This is a genomic window from Clavibacter vidaverae (assembly GCF_047529985.1).
Lineage (GTDB): Bacteria > Actinomycetota > Actinomycetes > Actinomycetales > Microbacteriaceae > Clavibacter > Clavibacter nebraskensis_A.
Genome location: NZ_JBLJAM010000001.1, coordinates 1,558,478 through 1,579,571 on the forward strand (window position 1 = coordinate 1,558,478; position 21,094 = coordinate 1,579,571).

Sequence of the window (21,094 nt, forward strand, 5' to 3'; positions counted from 1 at the left end):
GGAATGCGCCCCCGGGCGGCCGGTCGCTAGCCTCCGGAGATGCCCGCCTACGTCCGCCCGCGCATCGACGCGCCACCCGCGCTCGACGACGCCGGCAGCCCCTCCGGCTCCCGGTGGGACCTCGCGGACGGGCCGCCCGAGGACGCGTGCTCGCGCACCTCGCACCTCGAGCGGTTCGCCCCGCTGCACGCGGTCGCCGACGCGCTCGTGGCGCACCTCGTGGCGACGCACGACGTGACGGCCATCGCGGGCGCGGATCCGACGCTCACCGACCCGCATCCCGACGCCGTGCGCACCGTCCGGCTCGCGCCGCGCGACGGGAGCGGCCCGGCCTTCGCCCTCGAGTGGACGTCGTTCCCCGGGGTGATGCTGCGCACGGGCCGCCGGACGTCCGCGGCGTTCCCCGCGTGCGGCTGCGACGCGTGCGACGACCGCTGGGAGGACGTCGCCGACGAGCTGGAGGAGGCGGTGCTCCTCGCGGCGGGCGAGCTGCCGCCGCCGCCCGAGCCCTTCGGCGACCTCGTCCGCTGATCCGCCGCGCGACGCCGCCTCCTCCCGCCCGGTCGCCCGCGCCCCGCGTCGGTACGCTCGCGGGGTGACCAGCCCCGGGGACCCCGTCGATCCCGCGGGCTCGCACCCCGGATCCGCGCCCGGCACCACCCCGGCCGGCGTCGAGGCGGCGGTCGCGGACGCGACGGACGCGGCCGCTCCCGGCGGACCCGGCTCCCGCCCGCGCAGCACGGCCGCGGGCGCCGCGCTCCAGGTCGGCACGATCGTGAGCGTCAGCCTCGGGTCGTCGCTCGCCGGGCTCGTGATCCCCGCGGTCGGCCCCGTGCTCGTCGTCGCCGCGCGCCAGGTGATGATGGCGGCGCTCGTGCTGCCGGTGGCGCGGCCGCGGATCCACCGCATGACGCGCGCGCAGCTCGCGCCCGCCGTGATGCTGGGCCTCGCGCTGTCGCTGATGAACCTCTCCTACTACGCCGCCGTCGACCGTCTGGGCCTCGGCATCGCCGCGACCATCGAGTTCCTCGGCCCGCTGTCCATCGCGCTGCTCGCCTCGCGCCGCCTCCTCGACGCCGCCTGCGCGCTCGTGGCGGCCGCGGGCGTGGTCGTGCTCACGGGCCTCGAGGGGCGGATCGACGTCTTCGGGCTGATCTGCGGCGCGACCGCCGCCGTGACCTGGGCCGGATACATCGTCTTCACCCGCCGCGTCGCCGAGCGGCTGCCGGGCTTCCAGGGAATCGCGGTCGCCAGCGTCGTGAGCCTCGTCGTGCTGGTGCCCTGGGCGATCCTCACACTCGACGTCGCGGCCGTCGACGGGCGGATCCTGGGCCTGCTCGCGGCGATCGGCCTGCTCGCGTCCGCCGTGCCCTACTCGCTCGACACCGTGATCCTCCGCCGCATCACCCCGCGCCTGTTCGCCGTGCTGACGAGCCTCAGCCCCGTGGTCGCGGCGATCCTCGGCGTGATCGTGCTGCGCGAGACGCTGACGCCGGTGCAGCTCGGCGCGATCGTCGTGGTGTGCGGCGCGGCGGGCGTCGCCATCGCGACGCACCCGCCGGCCGCTCGGCCGCCCGCCTGAGAGGCCGCCCGCCTGAGAGGGCGGCCGACCTCGACTCCTAGAAGTGCCCGAAGGGGGTGCACTGCCCGGCGAGGCCCCCGCGGTAGGTGACGCAGCGCGGGGAGTCGTTCGCGACGTGCCAGTGCTCGCCCGGCCGGACCTTGACCGAGTAGGTGTTCAGTCCGCCGATGTCGTCGCAGGACCTCGAGGGCGTGAGCTCCGCGCCGTACCTGCCGCCGGCGGGCGCCTCGATGGGGACGGCGTTCCATCCGCGGGACAGCGGGACGCAGAACACGTGCCCGTGGGAGAAGGTCCGGACGTGCATGCCGTAGAGCTGGCCTCCCGTGATGTAGACGTCGACGCCGTTCCACGGCGCCGTGTGCGGGCCCGCTTCCGGGGACGCGCTCGCCGACTGGGCGGCGAGGGGCAGGACGCTGACGACGCCCGCGAGGGCCAGCGCGCAGGCAGCGATCCGCAGGCGACGGCGCGGGGCGCGGACGGACGGGGAGGAGGGAGCGGTGGGCATGGTGAGCTGCCTTCGGGGTGGAGGGGATGCGGTGCGAGCGCACCGGCGGCTGCACCGTAGCGGCGGCCCCGCCCTCCCCGCGCCCGCTCTCCCCACCGCCCGACGGGGCGCATGTCACGCCCGGCTGCCGCACGCAGCCGGGCGCGACGCACGTGCAGGTCAGCGCGCCCCGAGCTCCGTCAGCACCTCGGCGAGCTGGCCCACGGCCCAGACGAGGTCCTCCTCCTCCACGACGATGGGCGGCGCGAGCCGGATCGTCGAGCCGTGCGTGTCCTTCGCGAGCACGCCGCGCTCGGCCAGCCGCTCGCAGACCGCGCGGCCCGTGGCGAGCGCGGGGTCGATGTCGATGCCCGCCCACAGCCCGCGGCCGCGCACCTCGAGCACGCCGTGGCCCACGAGGTCCGCCAGCCGCGCGTGCAGCACGGCGCCGAGGCGGCGCGCGCGCTCCTGCGGCTCGCCCGTCGCGAGCATGTCGACGACCGCGTGGCCCACGGCCGCGGCCAGCGGGTTGCCGCCGAACGTGGATCCGTGCTGCCCCGGCTGGATGACGCCCAGCACGTCGGCGTCGCCGACGACCGCGGAGACGGGCACGATGCCACCGCCGAGCGCCTTGCCCAGGAGGTAGAGGTCGGGCACGACGCCGGCGTTGTCGCACTCGAAGGTCGCGCCGGTGCGGCCGAGGCCCGACTGGATCTCGTCCGCGATCATCAGCACCCGCTCGCGCGTGCAGATCCGCCGCACGTCGGCGAGGTACCCCTCGGGCGGCACGACGATGCCGGCCTCGCCCTGGATCGGCTCGACCAGCACGGCGACCGTGTCGTCGTCGATCGCGGCCTCGAGCGCCGCGGCGTCGCCGTAGGGCACGGTCACGAAGCCGGGCGTGAACGGCCCGAAGTCGGCGCGCGCCTCCTCGTCGTCGCTGAAGCTCACGATGGTGGTGGTGCGGCCGTGGAAGTTGCCGGCCATCACGATGATCTTGGCGCGGCCCGCGCCCACGCCCTTCACGCGGTAGCCCCAGGCGCGCGCGACCTTGATCCCCGACTCCACGGCCTCCGCGCCCGTGTTCATCGGCAGGACCATGTCCTTGCCGGCGAGCTCGGCGAGCGCCGTGACGAACGGGCCCAGCTTGTCGTTGTGGAACGCGCGGCTCGTGAGGGTGATCCGGCCGAGCTGCTCGGTCGCGACCCGCACGAGGTCCGGGTGCGAGTGCCCGAAGTTCACGGCGGAGTACGCGGCGAGGCAGTCGAGCAGGCGCCGGCCGTCGAGGTCGGTGACCCAGGCGCCCTGGCCGGACGCGACCACGACGGGCAGCGGGTGGTAGTTGTGCGCGGCGTGCGCCTCCTCCGCGTGGATGGCGCGGGCGCCGGCGTCGGATGCGGCGGGGCGGTCGATGGTGTCGGTCATGTCGCGCCTACTTCCGGAGCTCGAGCGTGCAGCACTTCACGCCGCCGCCGCCGAGCAGCAGCTCGGACAGGTCGACGCCGATGGGCTCGTACCCGCGCTCGCGCAGCGACGCCTCGAAGCCCACGGCCCGCTCGGCGATGACGACGTGGAGGCCGTCGCTGTAGGAGTTGAGGCCGAGGATCGAGGCGTCCTGCTCGCTGACCTCGATCGCGTCGGGGAAGCGGCGCTCGATCTGGTCGAGGCTCGCGGCGTCGAACGCGCCCGGCAGGTAGGCGATGTTGGTGTCGTCGAGCACCGCGATGGCGGTGTCCAGGTGGTAGAACGACGGGTTCACGAGGCGGAGGGTCACGACCTCGCGGTCGAAGATCCGGGCCACCTCGGCGTGGCTCGTGCTGTCGCTGCGGAAGCCGGTGCCGGCGAAGATCGTGTCGCCGACGAGCAGGATGTCGCCCTCGCCCTCGTTGACCTCCTCGGGCACGCGCACGTCGAAGCCGGCCTCGCGGAACCAGTCCATGTAGGCCGGGCCCTCGGGCTGGCGCTCGGGGTGCTGGAAGGCGGCGCCGTACGCGATGCCGTCGAGCGTGAAGCCGCCGTTGGCCGCGTAGACCATGTCGGGCAGGCCGGCGATCCCGTCGATGAGGTCGACCTGGAAGCCGAGGCCCACGTAGGTGTCGTGGAGCGTCTGCCACTGGCGGACCGCGAGCGACGTGTCGGTCGGGACGGCGGGATCCATCCACGGGTTGATCTTGTAGACCACGTCGAAGTGGTCGGGCCGGCACATGAGCACGCGCTTCGCGACGGGCGTGCGGCCGGCTGCGGTCTCGGTGGGCAGGGGGAGGGTGGAGGGCATGGTGCTCCTGCTTCGTGCGGCGCGCCGGGTGGCGCGGTCGTGGAGGCGGACGATGTCCCCGAGCCCCGAAGGGACGCCTGTGATGTCAGCCTGGCACGCGCATCACGCCGGTTCGACGGGTCACAGCGCGGATCCCGCGCGTGAGGACCCCTTCTCGCGCACGATCCCGCCGTAGGGTCGGGGCATGGACAACCTCGACCACCGGATCATCGACCTCCTCCGCCAGAACGGCCGCGCCGGCTACGGCGACATCGGCGGCACGGTCGGGCTCTCGGCCAGCGCGGTGAAGCGGCGGGTCGACCGGCTGGTGGCCGACGGCGTGATCCGCGGCTTCACGATCCAGGTGGATCCCGCGGTCGACGGCCTCAGCACCGAGGCCTACGTGGAGCTGTTCTGCCGCGGGACGGTCGCGCCCGACGAGCTGCGCCGGATCCTGCAGGGCGTCCCCGAGGTCGTCGACGCCGGCACCGTCACGGGCGACGCCGACGCGATCGTCCGCATCCGCTCCCGCGACATCCCGAGCCTCGAGGACGCGCTCGAGAAGGTGCGCCTCGCGCCGAACGTCGACCACACGCGCAGCGCGATCGTGCTCTCGCGGCTGGTGAACCGGACGCTGGAGTAGCGGCGACCCCGATCCGTAGGGATTCCCCCACTGCGCCGCGCCCCGCGAGCCGCCAGGCTGAGGCCATGAGCGATGAGGTGCACGTGCGCGCGGTCGAGGTGACGAAGGCGTTCCCGGCGACGCGGAAGATGGACGAGGTCCGGGTGCTCGACGGCATATCCCTGAGCATCCGCCCCGGGGAGATGGTCGCGATCGTGGGCCCGTCGGGTTCGGGGAAGTCCACGCTGCTGTACTGCCTCTCGGGTCTGGAGCAGGTGACGGGCGGATCCGTCTCCCTCTTCGGCCGCGACCCCCGCACGACCCGGGCGGAGGACCTCGCGCGCATGCGTCAGCAGCAGGTCGGGTTCGTGTTCCAGGCGTACAACCTCGTCCCGTCGCTGACCGCGCGGGAGAACATCGCCCTCCCCCTCCGCCTCGCGGGGCGCAAGGTCGATCCCGCCTCGATCGACGCGGCGCTGTCGTCCGTGGGACTCCACGACCGCGGCGGGAACCTGCCCGGCGAGCTGTCGGGCGGGCAGCAGCAGCGCGTGGCCGTGGCCCGCGCCCTGGCGACCCGGCCCCAGCTGCTCTTCGCCGACGAGCCGACGGGGGCCCTGGACTCCCGGACGGGCGCGGACGTGCTGGCGCTGCTCCGCGACATGGCGGCAGGCACGCGCTCCGTGGTGCTCGTCACCCACAGCGCGGAGGCGGCGGCGGTCGCGGACCGCGTGCTCGTCCTGCGGGACGGGACGATCCACGCCGAGCTCGTCCGGCCGACGGCGGACGAGGTCTCCGCGGCGATCGCCGCGGCCCGGCCGGTGCATGTGCGGGATCCCCGGTGATCCGCCTCGTCGTCGCCGAGCTGCGTCACGACCTGCGCCTCTGGATCGGCTCCGCCGTCATCGCCGGCGCGGCCGCCGCGATCCTCGCGATCATGGCCGGCATCGTGTCGAGCGCGCTGCGCCTCGCCGGCGCCGGGCGCATCTCCGACGCGGACCTCGAGGGCGTGATCGGCTTCACGGCCACGCCCGTGCTCCTCAGCGGCATCACCATGGTCATCGTCGTCGGCGGCGCGGCCGAGCTGTCCGTCGCGGCGCAGCGGCAGGACCACGCCAGGTGGCAGCTGGCCGGCATGACCCCGCGTCGCGTCCGCCGCACGATCCTCGGGCTCCTCGCCGTGCTGGCGGTCGCCGCCGCGGTGGCGGGCATCGCGATCGGCGCCGCCCTCACGCAACCCGTGTTCGGCTGGCTGACGTCCCGGGTGCCGACGCTGCAGGGCGCGCGCGCGAGCCAGGATCCCCTGAGCGCCGCGTCCGTCATCGTCCTCATCACCGCCCTGATGCTCCTCGGCGGCCGCCGCGCGGCCCGTCAGGCCTCCCGGGTCCCGCCGATCGCCGCCCTGCGCACGCCCGAGGACCCGCGGATCCGCATGACCGTGGTGCGCTGGATCATGGCCGCGTCGGGGGGCGCCGCGGCCGTCGCCCTGGGAGTCGGCATGCAGGACCTCCCGCTCACGGGCATCGGCCAGAACGGCCTCTTCGTGGGGCTCGCGATGATGGTCGCCCTGGCCGCCATCGCCCCCCTGGCGGTGCGGCCCGTGCTGCGCGCCTGGACCGCCCTGATCCCCGCGCGCGGACGGCCGGCCTGGTACCTGGCCCGCCACGCGTGCGCGCACCGCATCACCCAGTCGACGTCGGCCGTGGTGCCGCTCACCCTGGGCATCGTGCTCGTGGGCTCGGCCACGAGCGTCACGGACATGTTCGCGAGCGCGCAGGCCTCCCTCTCCGGGACGCCGGCCGCCGCCCCAGATCGGGAGGCCGACCTCCTCCTCTTCGGGGCGCCGCTCGTGCTCACGCTGATCGCCTCCGCCGTCAGCGTCTTCATGACGGGACGTGCCCGGGACCGCGAGTTCGCCCTGGTGCAGGCCGCGGGCGCGACCCCGCGGCTCGTGCGCCGGGCCGCGGCGCTGGAGGCCGTCGTCTACGCGGGGACCGCGTTCCTGCTCGGCCTCGTGATCGTGACGGTCGCCTCCGTTGTCGTCTGGGACGCGCTGCGGCGGACGGCACCGGACACGCAGCTCTCCGTGGGCGCCGTCCCGATGCTGGCGCTCCTCGGTGCGGGCCTCCTGGGCCTGCTGCTGGCGACGCTGGGGCCGACGCTCGTGGCCCTCCGGACGAGCATCCCGCGCGCCGTCTCGGCGTGAGGGATCAGGCGAACAGCGCTACCAGGATCACCACGAAGATGACGACGAAGAGGGCGGGGACCGCGTAGCGGATCACGTTCGTGAGGCCCTCGGCGCCGATGACCGCGCGGGCCGCGTGCGAGGTGGCGCCGCGGTCGCGGAGGTCGCGGGCGATGGCGATGGCCTGCGAGTTGATGGAGAACTGCACGGCGGATCCGAGCACGCCCGTCGCGAGCAGGATCAGGGCGGCGGCGAGGCGCGTGCCGAGGTCGGCGTCGGCGAGACCCGTGCGGAGCAGGACCACCGTGGACGTGAGCAGGAAGACCGGGGCGAGCTGGCTCGTGATCATCTGCTTGCGGGCGCGCGACCACATGGTGATCAGCTCGAGCTCGGACATGCGGGATCCTCCTGTCGGCGGCGCGGGGGTGCCGCTCGTCCATCCTCCCCTGCCCGCGCCGTCCCGGGGTGCGGAGCACGTGCATGTCGCGCCCGCCGCCCCGCGGATCGCTAGCCTCGGCGCATGGATCCCGCGCCCGGCTACCGCATCGACCCGGGCTCCACGACCCCGCCCTACGAGCAGCTCCGCGGGGAGATCGCGCGCCGGGCAGCGGACGGCGAGCTGTCGATCGGCGCCCGACTGCCCACCGTGCGGGCGCTCGCGGAGCAGGCCGGCGTCGCCGTCAACACCGTGGCGCGGGCGTACAGGGAGCTCGAGGCCGACGGCGTGATCGAGACCCGCGGGCGCGCCGGGTCGTTCGTCGCCGCGCAGGACGAGGTGCCCGCGGCGCTGCGGGCGGCGGCCGTCGCCTACGCGCAGCTCGCCGGCCGGCTCGGCGTCGCCGCCGACGACGCGCGGCGCGTGGTGGACGAGGCGCTCCCGGCCGGGTGACGGATCCCGCCCACGGGCGCGCGGTGACGCCGGGTCGCCGCGATTCCACCTCCCGTTCACCCGGAGGCCCGACAGTACGCACGCCGCCCGATCCGAACGGAGACCACATGCCCGAGTCCTCCCCGGAGGCGGCGACGCCGCACGACGACGCCGAGGTCGCCGAGGTGGCCGACACCGCGCAGGCCGCCACGGTCGCGCCCGACCCGGGCACGGTGGCCGACGCCGCCCAGCGCGTGCTCGACCGGGCCGACGCCGTCACGCCGCCGCGCACGCTCGTCGACGTGCTCCGCGCCACGGTCGCCGCGCACCCCGACGCGTCCGCCATCGAGGACGGCGACGGCGCGCTCAGCTACCGCGAGCTCATGGCGCGCGTCGTGCAGGTCGCCGCGTCGCTGCGGGACGCGGGCGTCGGCAAGGGCGACCGGGTCGGGATCCGCATGCCGTCGGGATCCCGCGACCTCTACGTCACGGTGCTCGGCGTGCTCGCGGCCGGCGCCGCGTACGTGCCGGTGGACGCGGACGACCCCGACGAGCGCGCCCGCCTCGTGTTCGGCGAGGCGCGCGTCGCGGGCGTCGTGACGGGCACGGGCGAGTTCACGCCGCGGATCCCGGACGCCGCCGAGACGGCCGACTCCGCCGCCGCCGCGCTCCGGATCCTCCCCGCCGCCGCCGCGCACGCCTCCACCTCCGCGCTCCCCCTCGTCGCGCCGCCCGCGCCCGAGGACGACGCGTGGATCATCTTCACCTCCGGATCCACGGGCACCCCCAAGGGCGTCGCCGTCTCGCACCGCTCCGCCGCCGCGTTCGTCGACGCCGAGGCGCGCCTGTTCCTCCAGGAGGAGCCGATCGGCCCCGGCGACCGCGTGCTCGCGGGCCTCTCGGTCGCGTTCGACGCCAGTTGCGAGGAGATGTGGCTCGCCTGGCGCCACGGCGCGTGCCTCGTGCCGGCGCCGCGCAGCCTCGTGCGCAGCGGCATGGACCTCGGGCCGTGGCTCACGACGCACGGCGTGACGATCGTGTCCACCGTGCCGACGCTCGCCGCGCTGTGGCCCGCGGAGTCGCTCGAGAACGTGCGCCTGCTCATCTTCGGCGGCGAGGCCTGCCCGCCCGAGCTCGGCCAGCGGCTCGCGACCGACGGGCGCGAGGTCTGGAACACGTACGGCCCCACCGAGGCGACCGTCGTCGCGTGCGCGGCGCCGCTCGGCGGTCCCGGCCCCGTCCGCATCGGCCTGCCGCTCGACGGGTGGACCCTCGCGGTCGTCGACGCCGAGGGCGCGCGCGTGCCCGAGGGCGGCGTCGGCGAGCTGATCATCGGCGGCGTCGGGCTCGCGCGCTACCTGGATCCCGCCAAGGACGCCGAGAAGTACGCCCCCTTCCCCGCGCTCGGCTGGGACCGCGCCTACCGCTCGGGCGACCTCGTGCGCTTCGAGGCGGAGGGCCTCGTCTTCCAGGGCCGCGCCGACGACCAGGTGAAGGTCGGCGGCCGGCGCATCGAGCTGGGCGAGATCGAGGCGGCGCTGCAGGGCCTCGACGACGTGCAGGGCGCGGCCGTGGCCGTGCAGACCACGGGCGCCGGCAACCCGGTGCTCGTCGGCTACCTCGTGCCGCGGGATCCGGCCGCCTTCTCGCGCGAGGACGCGGTGCAGCGCCTCCGCGTCGCGCTGCCGGCCGCGCTCGTGCCGCTCATCGGCGTCGTCGAGTCGCTGCCCACGCGCACCTCCGGCAAGGTCGACAAGGCCGCGCTCCCCTGGCCGCTGCCCGGCGCCGCGGGCGACGACGGCGCCGACCTCGACGCGGAGCTCCGCCCGCTCGCCGAGATGTGGTCCGCCGCGCTCGGCACGCCCGTCGCGAGCGCCGACGCCAACTTCTTCGACCTGGGCGGCGGATCCCTGTCGGCCGCGCAGCTCGTGGCCCGGATCCGCACGATCGACCCCGAGTTCACGGTCGCCGACGTCTACGCGCATCCGCGCCTCGGCGCCATGCAGGCGGCCATCGCCGGGCGCGCTCCGCGAGCGGAGCGCAGCGGGCCGCAGGTGGACGTGACGCCGACGCCGCGCCGCACCCAGTGGATCCAGACCCTGCTCGGCGCGCCCCTCCTCGCCCTGCAGAGCCTCCGCTGGCTCGCGCTCCTGCTCACGGCGAGCGCGCTGCTGCGGCCGCTCGGCGGCTTCGACGCGCTGCCGGACGTGTCGTGGTGGCTGCTCGTGCCGGGCCTCCTCCTCTTCGCGACGCCGTTCGGCCGCATGGCGATCTCCGCGGTCGCCGCCCGCCTGCTCCTCCGCGGGCTCACGCCGGGCGACCACCCGCGCGGCGGGAGGTGGCACCTGCGGATCTGGCTGGCCGAGCAGATCGCGCAGCAGATCGGCGCGGTCGGGCTCGCGGGCGCGCCGTGGATCACGTACTACGCGCGGGCGCTCGGCGCGCGCATCGCCGACGACGTCGACCTGCACACGCTGCCGCCCGTCACGGGCATGCTCCGCATCGGCCGCGGCGCCTCGGTCGAGCCCGAGGTCGACCTCTCCGGGTACTGGATCGACGGCGACACCGTCCGCGTCGGCGCCGTCCGCATCGGCGCGGGATCCACGGTCGGCACGCGCTCGACGCTGCTTCCGGGCACGCGCATCGGCAAGGGCGCGGAGATCGCGCCCGGCTCCGCCGTCTTCGGGCGCGTGCCGTCGGGTCAGCGCTGGGCGGGATCCCCCGCCGCGCGCGTCGGCAAGGCCCGCGTCTGGTGGCCCGACCACCGACCCGCCAGGAACACGCGCTGGGTCGCCGCGTACGGCGCCGCCTCGGTCGCGACCGCGCTCGTGCCGGTCGTCGCCTTCGTCGCGGGCGGCGGGATCCTCGCGGCGGCCATCCGCGGATCCGCCGACCTCGGCGACGTGTGGTGGCGCGGCCTCGGCGCGCTCGTGCCCGCCGTGCTCGTCACGGGCCTCGTGCTCGCGCTCGTGGTGGTCGGATCCGTGCGCCTGCTCGGCCTCGGCGTCACCGAGGGGATCCACGCGGTGCGCAGCCGCGTCGGCTGGCAGCTGTGGACCACCGAGCGCCTGCTCGACCTCGCCCGCACCGTGCTCTTCCCGCTCTACGCCGGCCTCTTCACGCCCGTCTGGCTGCGCCTGCTCGGCGCCCGCGTCGGCAAGGACGTCGAGGCGTCGACCGTGCTCCTCATCCCCGCCATGACGACGATCCGCGACGGCGCCTTCCTCGCCGACGACACGCTGGTCGCCGGCTACGAGCTCGGCGGCGGCTGGATGCGCGTCGCCCGCGCCGAGATCGGCCAGCGCGCGTTCCTCGGCAACTCGGGCATGGCGGGCCCCGGCCACAAGGTGCCCAAGGACGGCCTCGTCGCCGTGCTGTCGGCGGCGCCCACCAAGTCGAAGGCCGGATCCTCGTGGCTCGGCTCCCCGCCCGTCCGGCTCCGGCGCACGGTCGCCGCCGCCGACGACGCGCGCACGTTCCGGCCGCCGACGCGCCTCCGCGTCGCCCGCATCCTGTGGGAGCTGCTGCGCGTCGTGCCCGTGTTCGTGACCTGCGCCATCGGCCTCGCGGTGCTCGTGACGCTCGCCGCCATCACGGACGCGTGGGGCCCGCTCGTCGCGTTCCTGCTCGGCGGCGTGGTGCTGCTGGCCGCGGGAGCGGTGGCGGCGGCGGTCTCGACGGCGGCCAAGTGGATCCTCATCGGCCGCATCCGCGCGGAGGAGCACCCGCTGTGGTCGTCGTTCGTGTGGCGGAGCGAGGTGTCGGACGTCTTCACCGAGATGGTCGCCGCGCCCTGGTTCGCGTCGTCCGCGGCGGGCACGCCCGCGCTCGTGTGGTGGCTGCGGAGCCTCGGCGCGCGCATCGGATCCGGCGTGTGGTGCGACTCGCACTGGCTGCCCGAGGCCGACCTCGTGACCCTCGGTGACGCGTCGACGGTCAACCGCGGCTGCGTCGTGCAGACGCATCTGTTCCATGATCGGATCATGAGCATGGACACCGTCACCCTCGACGCGGGTGCGACCCTCGGGCCGCACAGCGTCATCCTCCCCGCGGCGCGCATCGGCCCGCAGGCCACCGTCGGCCCCGCGAGCCTCGTGATGCGCGGCGAGCTCGTGCCCGAGGCGAGCCGTTGGAGCGGCAACCCGATCGGCCCGTGGCGCGAGGTGAAGACGGGACGGTACCTGCCGGAGGAGCCCGCGACGGCATCCGCCGACGCCTCGCCGACGACCGCCGCGCCCGCGACCGCCGGTCGCCGGTGAGGGCCGCGACGGGACCCGCGTCCGGCGACGGCTACACCCCCGAGGTCGGATCCTCCGCGTACGCGGTCGAGCACTACGACCTCGACCTCGACTACCGCGTGGCCCGCAACCGGCTGAAGGCGCGCGCCGTCATCACGGCGGTCGCGCGCGAACCGCTCCCCCGCTTCGAGCTCGACCTCACGGGCCTCCGCGCCTCCGACGTGCGCGTCGACGGCCGCCGCGAGACCCGGCACGTGCAGCGTGGCGGGCGGCTCGTCGTCACGCCGGCCGCCCCCATCCCCGCGGGCGCCTCCTTCACGGTCGACGTCGCCTACTCCGGCGAGCCCGGCCCGCGCCGCACGACGTGGGGCGAGCTCGGCTGGGAGGAGCTCGGCGACGGCGTGCTCGTCGCGTCGCAGCCGAGCGGCGCGTCCACCTGGTTCCCCTGCAACGACCGGCCGGACGACCGGGCCGCGTTCCGGATCCGCGTCGCGTGCGAGGTCGACTACTCCGTGATCGCGAGCGGACGCCTCGTCTCGCGCCTCGAGCGCTCCGGCCGCGCCACCTGGACGTACGAGCAGGACGCGCGGACGGCGCCGTACCTGGCGACCGTGCAGATCGGCCGGTACGCCGAGCGGCGCGTGCCCGCCGGATCCACCGAGGCGGTCCTCGCGTACCCGAAGCCGCGCGAGGCCCGCGTGCTGCAGGACCTCGCGCCGATCCCGCGCATGATGGCGTTCTTCGAGACGCTGTTCGGGCCGTACCCGTTCGACGAGTACCGGGTGGTGGTCACCGACGACGAGCTGGAGATCCCGCTCGAGGCGCAGGCGATGGCGGTGCTCGGCTCGAACCACGCCGACGGCACGGGCGGATCCGAGCGGCTCGTGGCCCACGAGCTCGCGCACCAGTGGTTCGGCAACCAGGTGGGCCTCGCGTCGTGGCAGCACATCTGGCTCAACGAGGGGTTCGCCTGCTACGCCGAGTGGCTGTGGTCGGAGGAGTCCGGCGGACGCACCGCGGACCAGCTCGCGCGCGAGCACCACGCGCGACTGGAGCGCGACGGCACGCGGCTCGGCATCGGCGATCCCGGGCCGGAGTCGATGTTCGACGACGTCGTCTACAAGCGCGGCGCCCTCGCGGTGCACGCGCTGCGGCTGACCCTCGGCGACGCCTCGTGGCGGGAGCTGCTGCTGCGGTGGACGGATCCCGCGTGGACGGCGCCGCGCACCACCGCCGACCTCGTGGCTGCGGCCGGCGACGCGGGCGCGCTGCTGCGGGCGTGGCTCGCGGACGGGCCGCTGCCGGCGCTGCCGCGACGGGGGCGGCGCTAGGCGGGACCTCGCCGGGTCGGCGTCGCGGCGGACCCTCAGCGCGTCAGCGTCAGCAGCCCCGTCACGTCGTCGAGCACCGCGTCGGGGCCGGCCGCCTCGAGCGCAGCCCGGTCGTGCGCGCCCGAGAGCACGCCGACGACGAGGCCCGCGCCCGCTGCCCGGCCGCACGCGACGTCGCTCGCGGTGTCGCCGACGACCGCGACCGCGGCCATGCCCGAGACGCCCACGCGGAGGGCGGCCGCGAGCACGAGGTCCGGTGCCGGTCGGCCGCGGCCCGCGTCCGCCGGCGACAGCGCGAGGTCGACGAGGTCGCGCCAGCCGAGCGCGTCGAGGATCGCGTCGCGCGTGACGGGCGCGAAGCCGGTCGTGAGGGCGACGCGGCGGCCGTCGGCGCGGAGGCGGCGGATCACGTGCTCGGCGCCCGGGATCGGCTCGGCGCCCCGGGCCTCGACGATCGCCGCGTAGGCGTCCTCGAAGGCGGCCGTCGCGCGCGCGGCCTCGGCGGCGTCGCCCGCGCAGAGGTGCAGGAACACGTCGGACTTGGAGCGGCCCATCGTGCGCCGCACGTACGCGATCGCCTCGTCCCAGTCGATCCGGTCGACGAGCCCCGTGCGCTCCGCGGCGCCCCGGAACGCGGCCTCGACCACGCCGTCGTCGCGCACGGTCGTGCCGGCCATGTCGAGCACGACGAGCTCGATGCCGTCGAGGGCGAGGGCCGAGGGATCGGTCGGGGCGGTGGATGCGGTGGTCATGGCGGGCCTCTCTCGGCGGTGGACGGCGGGCGCGGCGGCGTGAGGGAGATCCGCGTCCACCGCCCCGAACCTGGCCGCGAGCGCCCGCTCGGCGAGGCCCAGCCCGCAGGTCATGCCGATGCCCGTGGTGGCGGCGAGCGCGAGCACGCCCGGCAGCGGCTCCTCGGCGAGCAGCTCCCCGGGCGCGGACGCGTAGACGCCCTGCCACCGCTCGAGCACCCGCACGGGTGCGTCGAACAGGCGGCCGGCCTCGACGAGGATCAGCTCGGCGGTCGCCTCGGCCTGGAACGGCGACGGCGCGGCGGAGCGCGCGTGCGAGTCGCCGAGGATCACGCTGCCGTCGGCGAGCTGCGTGCACATGAGGTTGAGGTCGACGGCGGCGAGGTCCGGTCGGTCGGCGTGCAGGCGCTCCCGCACGGCGGCGGCCTCGGGCAGCTCCGCGAAGGCGCGGTAGCGCACGAGGGACCAGCCGGTGAGCAGGGGCGCGTCGAGCGGGGCGGCCAGCGGGATCCGCACGCGCAGCATGTCGAGCGCGCAGCGCTCCACGCCGCGCGCCTCGGCGAGTTCCGGCAGCAGCTGGTCGACGTCGTGGTTCACGGCGACGACCACCGTGCCCGCGTCGATGGGCCCGCGGCTCGTCTCGACGCGGCCGGGGGCGACGCGGCCGACCTGCGTGCGCAACCGGAACACGACGCCGAGGGCGGCGAGGTGCCGGCGGATCGCGGGGGCCGCCTCGCGCGGATCGACCTGGAGGTCCCGGGCGAGCAGCGCGCCGCCCACGACGTCGGCGTCGCGCACCGGCGCGAGGCGGCGGATCCCGTCGGCGTCGAGCACGCGCACCGCGCCCGGTCCGAGCGGCCCGTCGGCGGGGATCGCGGCGGCCGCGGCCTCGAGCAGCGCGAGCTCGTCGGCGTGCCGGGCGACCGCGTGGGCGCCGGCCGCGCGGATCCCGAACCCGGCGTCGCGCGCGAGCCCCAGCCACAGCTCCCGCGCCACCACGGCGCAGCGGAGCGCCTCGCCGGACTGCGCCGTGACGCCGACGTGCCCGAAGTTGCGGACGCTCGCGCCCGCGGGCTCCGCGCCCCGCTCGACGACGACCACCGACAGCCCGCGCCGGACGGCCGCGTACGCCGCGCCGAGCCCGACGACGCCCGCGCCGACCACGACCACGTCGGCGCGCTCGGTCACCGCAGCACCCGCCGCATCCACACGGCGAGGCCCTCGATCACGAGCACGGTCGCGAGGATCATCAGCACGATCGCCGTGACCATGCCGTAGCGCGCCCCCTCGCTCGCGTTGAGGAGGTAGTAGCCGACCCCGCCGCCGCCCACGATGCCGAGGAGCGTCGCCGCGCGGACGTTGGTGTCGAGCAGGTAGAAGCCGTGGCCGAGCATGGCCCGCGCCGCCTGCGGCAGGGTCGCGGCGGCGAGGACCTGCGGCCGCGTCGCGCCCGTGGCGGCGAGCGCGCGCTCCGGGCCCGGATCCACCTCCTCGAGCGAGTCGGCCACGAGCTTCCCGAGGAGGCCCACCCCGCCCACCGCGAGCGCGAGCGTGCCCGCCTGCATGCCGAGGCCGCTGATGACGATGAGCACGATCGCGAGGATGAGCTCGGGGACGCCGCGCACCGCGACGAGCACGAGCCGCGCGACGCCGCGCATCCCCGGGCCGGGCGCGACGTTGCGGGCGGCCAGCGCGCCCACCACGGCGGATCCCGCGAGCGTGAGCAGGGCCGCGGCGAGCGCGATGACGACGGTCTGGCCCATGGCGCCGACCAGGACGTCCCAGCCGTACGCGCCCGCGGTCGGCGGCCAGAGCTGGGCGGCGACCGCGGGGATCCGCGCCCAGAAGGAGCCGAGGTCGGACCACGTGACGTCGCTCACGAGCACCGCGCCGACGAGCACGACCGCGGCGACGGCGAGCGCGACGGCCGTGCGCACCCGGGCGCGCGTCCACGGCCGGCGGAGGGCGTCGGCGGGCGTGGCGGGCGACGCGGCGGGCAGCCCGGCAGCGGATCCGCCGCCCGCGCGCCGCGGGAGCAGCCGCGCGACGAGCCGGTCCATCGGCCGCGCGCGCACGACGCCGGCCCCGAGCATCGCGGCGCGCACGGCGGCGGACACGACCTCCATCACGACGCACAGCGCGAAGATCACCGCCGCGAGCCCGAGCCCGCGGCCGTAGTCGAGCGCCTTGAACGCGTACGACATCTGGAGGCCGAGCCCGGCGACGCCGACGTAGCCGAGGATCACCGACCCGCGCAGGTTGATGTCGTTCCGGTGCAGCACGTTCGCGACCCAGGAAGGCGCGACCTGCGGCAGCACGCCCGCGGCGAGCTCCTGCGTGCGGGATCCGCCGGCCGCGCGGATCGCGAGGCGCGGCCCCTCGTCGATCTGCTCGATGGCGTCGGCGAACATCTTGGAGAGCATGCCGACCGAGTGGATCCCGATGGCGAGGATGCCCGGCAGCGACCCGAGCGAGAACATCAGCACGAAGACCATCGCGAGCACCACGTCCGGCACGCTGCGCGCGAGCACGCCGACGAAGCGCGCGGCGCCCTGCCACACCGGGCCGGGCGACGTGTTCGAGGCCGCGAGCACCGCGACCGGCACGGACAGCACGGCGGCGAGGGCGGTGCCGGTGATCACGAAGCCGAGCGTCTGCGCCGTCAGCCGCACCAGGTCCGCGGGCTCCGGCAGCGTCAGCCCGTGGATGCGGCCGGCGAACCGCACGGCGTTGCCCCAGCTCTGCACCATGCGCGGGATCGAGATGTCGACCGACACGAGCGCGGCCACCGCCGCCACGAGGATCAGGCCGAGCACGATCCACGCGGCGGTCCGCGCGCGCGAGGCGCGGGGCCGCGGCGCCCGGGCGGCGACGTCGTCGTGCGCCTCCCCCGTCGGGGCGGCGGCGGTGCGCGCGAGCGTGGCCGTCATCGGGCGAGACCTGCGTCGGATCCCGCGAGCAGCTCGTCCTCCACCGCCCGGAGCTCGGCCGTGGTCGTCGCGACCCGCCCGTAGATCTCCATGACCTCCGCCTTCGTGAGCCCGGCCGCCGGGGTGTCGAGCACCACGCGCCCGTGCCGCAGCCCGACGACGCGGTCGGCCCATGCGATCGCGAGGTCCACCTGGTGCAGGCTGCACAGCACCGTGAGCCCCTGCTCGGCCGCGATCTCCCGGATGAGCGCCATGACCTGGTCGCTCGACTCCGGGTCGAGCGACGCGACGGGCTCGTCGGCGAGGAGGATCCGCGGGTCCTGCATGAGCGCCCGCGCGATCGCCACCCGCTGCTGCTGCCCGCCCGAGAGCGTGTCGGCCCGCTGGTAGGCGCGGTCGAGGAGCCCCACGCGGTCGAGGTGCGTGAGCGCGCGCAGCCGGAGCGCGCGCGGGTACGTGCGCAGCCCGAGCCGCGGCCCGCGCAGCTCGGCGAGCGCGCCCGTGAGCACGTTCTCGAGCACGGTGAGCGACGGCACGAGCTCGAACTGCTGGAAGATCACGCCGACCCGGCCACGCAGCGCGCGGAGCGCCCGGCCGCGCAGGGCGGGCACGTCCTCGCCGAGCACGCGCACGGATCCCGCGGTCGGCCGCTCGAGGCCGTCGAGGTGGCGCAGCAGCGTCGACTTGCCGGATCCCGACAGGCCGAGGAGCACCACCACCTCGCCCCGCGCGACCTCGAGCGAGACTCCGTCGAGCGCGGTCGTCGCGCCGAAGCGCTTGGTGAGGCCGGCGACCTGGACGACCGGCTCGGCGGATCCGCCTACTTCTTCTGGCACTGGGCCGACTTCGTGGTCTCGCACGTCTCGCGCACCTGGTCGTAGTACGCGTCGTCCACGGGCGTGGTGGCGTAGAACACGCTGCGGAACTCGGGGGTGTCGGCGCTCGTGACGCCCGCGGCCACCATCTGGTCCACCGTCACGTCGGAGAGCGCGTCCTTCAGCTGCTGCTTCACGTCGGCGGGCAGGGCGTCGGACTCGACGATCGGGGCGCCCGGCACCATGACCTTGTCGACGACCGTCACGGCGTCCGACTTGTCGACCTCGCTGTCCTCGGCGAAGCCCGCGTCGCACTCACGGCCCTCGCCGACCTTCTGCACGCTCACGTCGTGCTTGCCCGCGAACACGGGGGTGACGTCCTTCGTGGGATCCACGCCCGCCTTCAGCAGCTCGGCGCTCGGGAAGAGGTAGCCCGAGGTGGACGACGGGTCGACGAAGCAGACCTTCTTGCCCTTCATGTCGGCGAGCGAGGAGATGGGGCTGCCCTTCGGCACGATGGCCTCGGAGTAGTACCCGGGCTGCTGGCCCTCGGCCGTGATGATCGACGAGATGGGGTCGAGCTTCGCGCCGTTCTGCGTGGCCGTCACGTAGGTGAGGCCGGAGAAGCTCGCGACGTCGATCTGGCCGGCGATGGACGCCTCGATGAGCGCCGCGTAGTCGGTGCTCTCGTGGTACTCGACCTTCTTGCCCGTCTCCTTCGCGATGTAGTCCATGAGCGGCTGGTAGTTCGTCTGCGCGTTCGCGGAGTCGGGCACGACGCCGAAGACGAGGGTGCCGGAGTCGACCGCGTACCCGCCCGCGTCGGACGTGGATCCGGCCGCGTCGGTGGCCGCGCAGCCCGTGACGAGGGAGGCGACGCCGACGAGGGCGAGGGCGGTGGTGAGGAAGCGGGCGCGGTTCATGGTCGCCTTCCGGGCAGGGGTCGATGCGGGACGCCGACGAGTCTGCAACGGCCTCAGGTGGGGAAATCGCTGGCCAGACGGGTGTTCACGCCGAGTTCACGCGAGCGCGCGGCGGTGTCAGGCGGGCGGGAGCGCGTGCACGCGGATCCGCAGCGGGCCGCCGTCGCCCGTTCCGTCGCGGCGCGCGACGGCGGCGCGGAGGCCCGGGCCGAGGTCCACGTCGCGCAGGCGGAAGCGCGCGCCCTCGCCGTCGATCCATGCGACGAGGGCGTCGCCGTCCGCGGGGTCGGGCGCGGACCGCACCCGCGCCGGATCCACCGCGAGCCCGCGCCCGTCGGCCTTGAGCACGGCCTCGATCCGCACCCACTCCGCGAGGGTCATCCCGGGCGGCGCCTGCCGGTCGCGCGGCTCGGCGTCGATCCCGATCGGCCCGTCGGCGCTCACCGCGACGACCACGACGTCGCCCGCATGCGCGACGCTCGCGTGCAGGCCGTCGAGCGCGCGGGATCCGCCGAGCACCGGCCGCCCGTGCGCCCCGCCGCACGTGGCGCAGCGGGCGCGGACCGTGACGTCGGCGGGATCCGCACCCACGATCTCCGCGGCGAGCGCCCGCAGCGCGGCGCGTGCGGCGGCGGTGCGCGCGGGGCGGTCGGCGGACGGGTCGACGGGCACGCGGGCGATCAGGACGGCGTCGCCGCTCACGTTCCGGCGCCGGCGTCCGGCGGCGGCGTGGGGACGACGCCCGGCCCGCCGTCCTCGGCCGCCGGTCGCGCCGGCGTGAGGAAGGCGTTGACCCGCCCCAGCACGAACGCGGCGACCGCCAGCACGATCACGGCGAGAGCGATCCAGCGGGTGAAGCCGCTCGTCGACGCGCCGAGGAGCGCCCCGACGAACGTCACGGCGATGTCCACGAGGAGGACGACGACGGCGAGGATCCCCACGACCAGGGCGTAGCCGTCCAGAGGCCCCGGAGGTCGCGGGAGCGAGCCCGAGTCCGGCGGATGCGCCTTGCTCCCGAGCCGCTCCCGCTGCACGGGGATCCGCGCGGCCAGCAGCTGCGCGTCCGCGGGCATCGTCCCCGCGGGCAGGTGCAGGAACGCGCGGACGTCACCGCGGACCGGGTACGACGCCGCGAACAGGCGCGCGGTGCGGTCGCGCTCGTAGGTGGTGGTCCAGCCGGGGAACACGATGCCCCAGCGGCCGGCCTGGTCGTGGGTGCCGTCGTCGCGGTACCACTCCGCGAGGATCCGCCGGGCCTCGAGCTCGGTCGGGTTCCGTTCCACGCGCGTCCGCAGCGACTGGATCCCCTTCGCCCGCTCGCCCGCGTCCCGCATCGCCGTGGCGCGCGAGATCGCCCCGGCCTCGTCCATGCGCCCATCGTGGCAGGCCCCCGACCCGACCGCATGCGGCGGGCGACGCGGACGACGTCAGACGGCGCTCCGCGCGAGCGCCACCGCGGCGGCCGCGAGGGCGGAGGCGAGCAGCACGGACGACGGTCCCACCCACCACCACCCGTGACGCGCACGGGTCCCCTCGACGACCGCGGCGACCGCGAGGAGCGCGAGCGCCACGGCGGCGCCGCCGCGGGCGAGCGACGTCGCGCCGGCGCCGGTCAGCGCCACGAGGCCCGCCATGACGAGGGCCCCCGCGAGCACCGCCCAGCCGAGCACGTGCAGGGTGCGGGCGATCTCGCTCCGCCTGTCGCAGCGCCGCAGCGACTTCGCCCCGCGCCAGCCGTCGGGCGCCCGGAGGCCGCCCACGATCACCATGACCTCGTCGAGCTCCGGGGGCCGCTCCCCCTCCGGCAGCGCGAGGAAGCGGCCGAGGTGCTCGTCGCGCACCCCCGACGAGGCGATGAGCCGCGCCAGCAGCTCGCGCTCCCGGGCGGTGGTCCAGCCGGGGAGGGCGATCCCCCAGCGGCCGGCCTGGTCGGGCGCGCGGACCTCGCGGTACCAGGACGCGAGGAGCAGGCGGGCGACCGCGTCGCCCGGCTCGCTGCGCACGCGCGTCCGCAGCTCGACGATCGCGTCGCGTCGCCGGCCCTCGTCCCACATCGTCCGGGCGCGCTGGACGACCTCGGAGCGCTGCATGCGCCCAGGGTCGCGGATCTCCC

The 21,094-nt window shown here is 75.9% G+C and carries 19 protein-coding genes; 8 read left to right on the forward strand and 11 right to left on the reverse strand.

Annotated features, from left to right (window positions below):
- The first annotated feature begins 39 nt into the window (after positions 1–39).
- Entirely contained in the window at positions 40–531 is a 492-nt protein-coding gene (locus ACMT9T_RS07190) for a DUF6226 family protein (RefSeq protein WP_414744901.1), read from the forward strand.
- A gap of 64 nt (positions 532–595) precedes the next feature.
- Complete coding sequence (locus tag ACMT9T_RS07195; RefSeq protein WP_414744902.1) at positions 596–1,582, forward strand: EamA family transporter; 987 nt, start codon at positions 596–598, stop codon at positions 1,580–1,582.
- A gap of 37 nt (positions 1,583–1,619) precedes the next feature.
- Here the strand turns inward: ACMT9T_RS07195 and ACMT9T_RS07200 are convergent, their stop codons facing one another.
- The 3 genes from ACMT9T_RS07200 to ddaH all read right to left on the reverse strand — a co-directional run bounded on the left by ACMT9T_RS07200 (position 1,620) and on the right by ddaH (position 4,341).
- A complete protein-coding gene (locus tag ACMT9T_RS07200; RefSeq protein ID WP_414744903.1) occupies positions 1,620–2,087 on the reverse strand; it encodes a hypothetical protein in 468 nt (155 codons plus the stop codon).
- A 159-nt stretch (positions 2,088–2,246) separates the two neighbouring features.
- Complete coding sequence (gene rocD / locus ACMT9T_RS07205; protein WP_414744904.1) at positions 2,247–3,491, reverse strand: ornithine--oxo-acid transaminase; 1,245 nt, start codon at positions 3,489–3,491, stop codon at positions 2,247–2,249.
- 7 nt (positions 3,492–3,498) lie between these two features.
- A complete protein-coding gene (ddaH, locus tag ACMT9T_RS07210) occupies positions 3,499–4,341 on the reverse strand; it encodes a dimethylargininase (protein ID WP_414744905.1) in 843 nt (280 codons plus the stop codon).
- A 184-nt stretch (positions 4,342–4,525) separates the two neighbouring features.
- Here ddaH and ACMT9T_RS07215 point away from each other — a divergent pair, with 184 nt between their 5' ends.
- The 3 genes from ACMT9T_RS07215 (at position 4,526) to ACMT9T_RS07225 (ending at position 7,145) form a co-directional block, all read left to right on the forward strand.
- Positions 4,526–4,963 carry an Lrp/AsnC family transcriptional regulator gene (locus ACMT9T_RS07215; protein ID WP_011931848.1) on the forward strand — a complete coding sequence of 146 codons (438 nt, stop codon included), beginning with the start codon at positions 4,526–4,528 and terminating at the stop codon, positions 4,961–4,963.
- A gap of 65 nt (positions 4,964–5,028) precedes the next feature.
- Positions 5,029–5,784, forward strand: a complete 756-nt coding sequence (locus tag ACMT9T_RS07220; RefSeq protein WP_414744906.1) for an ABC transporter ATP-binding protein — start codon at positions 5,029–5,031, stop codon at positions 5,782–5,784.
- Positions 5,781–7,145 (forward strand): FtsX-like permease family protein, encoded by a 1,365-nt coding sequence (locus ACMT9T_RS07225; protein ID WP_414744907.1) that lies wholly within the window; start codon positions 5,781–5,783, stop codon positions 7,143–7,145. The genes ACMT9T_RS07220 and ACMT9T_RS07225 overlap by 4 nt, the downstream gene beginning before the upstream one ends.
- 4 nt (positions 7,146–7,149) lie before the next feature.
- On the opposite strand, the gene ACMT9T_RS07230 is transcribed toward ACMT9T_RS07225, so the two are convergent.
- Positions 7,150–7,521, reverse strand: coding sequence for a hypothetical protein (locus ACMT9T_RS07230; RefSeq protein ID WP_414744908.1), 372 nt, complete (start codon positions 7,519–7,521; stop codon positions 7,150–7,152).
- Positions 7,522–7,644: 123 nt separating this feature from the next.
- Between ACMT9T_RS07230 and ACMT9T_RS07235 the strand changes: the two genes are divergently transcribed.
- The 3 genes from ACMT9T_RS07235 to ACMT9T_RS07245 all read left to right on the forward strand — a co-directional run bounded on the left by ACMT9T_RS07235 (position 7,645) and on the right by ACMT9T_RS07245 (position 13,561).
- Positions 7,645–8,013: a GntR family transcriptional regulator gene (locus ACMT9T_RS07235; protein WP_414744909.1), complete on the forward strand. Its 369-nt coding sequence runs from the start codon at positions 7,645–7,647 to the stop codon at positions 8,011–8,013.
- Positions 8,014–8,120: 107 nt separating this feature from the next.
- Positions 8,121–12,251 (forward strand): Pls/PosA family non-ribosomal peptide synthetase, encoded by a 4,131-nt coding sequence (locus ACMT9T_RS07240; RefSeq protein ID WP_414744910.1) that lies wholly within the window; start codon positions 8,121–8,123, stop codon positions 12,249–12,251.
- Positions 12,248–13,561, forward strand: coding sequence for a M1 family metallopeptidase (locus tag ACMT9T_RS07245; RefSeq protein ID WP_414744911.1), 1,314 nt, complete (start codon positions 12,248–12,250; stop codon positions 13,559–13,561). Before ACMT9T_RS07240 ends, ACMT9T_RS07245 begins: the two co-directional genes overlap by 4 nt.
- 35 nt (positions 13,562–13,596) lie before the next feature.
- Here the strand turns inward: ACMT9T_RS07245 and ACMT9T_RS07250 are convergent, their stop codons facing one another.
- The 7 genes from ACMT9T_RS07250 to ACMT9T_RS07280 form a co-directional block, all read right to left on the reverse strand.
- Entirely contained in the window at positions 13,597–15,501 is a 1,905-nt protein-coding gene (locus tag ACMT9T_RS07250; RefSeq protein WP_414744912.1) for a TIGR03364 family FAD-dependent oxidoreductase, read from the reverse strand.
- Positions 15,498–17,243 carry a PhnE/PtxC family ABC transporter permease gene (locus tag ACMT9T_RS07255; RefSeq protein WP_414744913.1) on the reverse strand — a complete coding sequence of 582 codons (1,746 nt, stop codon included), beginning with the start codon at positions 17,241–17,243 and terminating at the stop codon, positions 15,498–15,500. Before ACMT9T_RS07255 ends, ACMT9T_RS07250 begins: the two co-directional genes overlap by 4 nt.
- Complete coding sequence (gene phnC, locus ACMT9T_RS07260) at positions 17,240–18,079, reverse strand: phosphonate ABC transporter ATP-binding protein (protein WP_414744914.1); 840 nt, start codon at positions 18,077–18,079, stop codon at positions 17,240–17,242. The genes ACMT9T_RS07255 and phnC overlap by 4 nt, the downstream gene beginning before the upstream one ends.
- Complete coding sequence (locus ACMT9T_RS07265) at positions 18,064–18,981, reverse strand: phosphate/phosphite/phosphonate ABC transporter substrate-binding protein (protein WP_414744915.1); 918 nt, start codon at positions 18,979–18,981, stop codon at positions 18,064–18,066. Before ACMT9T_RS07265 ends, phnC begins: the two co-directional genes overlap by 16 nt.
- A gap of 117 nt (positions 18,982–19,098) precedes the next feature.
- Positions 19,099–19,683, reverse strand: coding sequence for a 4-phosphopantetheinyl transferase (locus ACMT9T_RS07270; RefSeq protein WP_414744916.1), 585 nt, complete (start codon positions 19,681–19,683; stop codon positions 19,099–19,101).
- Positions 19,680–20,351 carry a DUF6584 family protein gene (locus tag ACMT9T_RS07275; protein ID WP_414744917.1) on the reverse strand — a complete coding sequence of 224 codons (672 nt, stop codon included), beginning with the start codon at positions 20,349–20,351 and terminating at the stop codon, positions 19,680–19,682. Before ACMT9T_RS07275 ends, ACMT9T_RS07270 begins: the two co-directional genes overlap by 4 nt.
- Before the next feature lie 57 nt (positions 20,352–20,408).
- The gene (locus ACMT9T_RS07280) at positions 20,409–21,071 is read right to left on the reverse strand and encodes a hypothetical protein (RefSeq protein ID WP_414744918.1); all 663 of its coding nucleotides are present in this window, start codon (positions 21,069–21,071) and stop codon (positions 20,409–20,411) included.
- Positions 21,072–21,094: the final 23 nt, after the last annotated feature.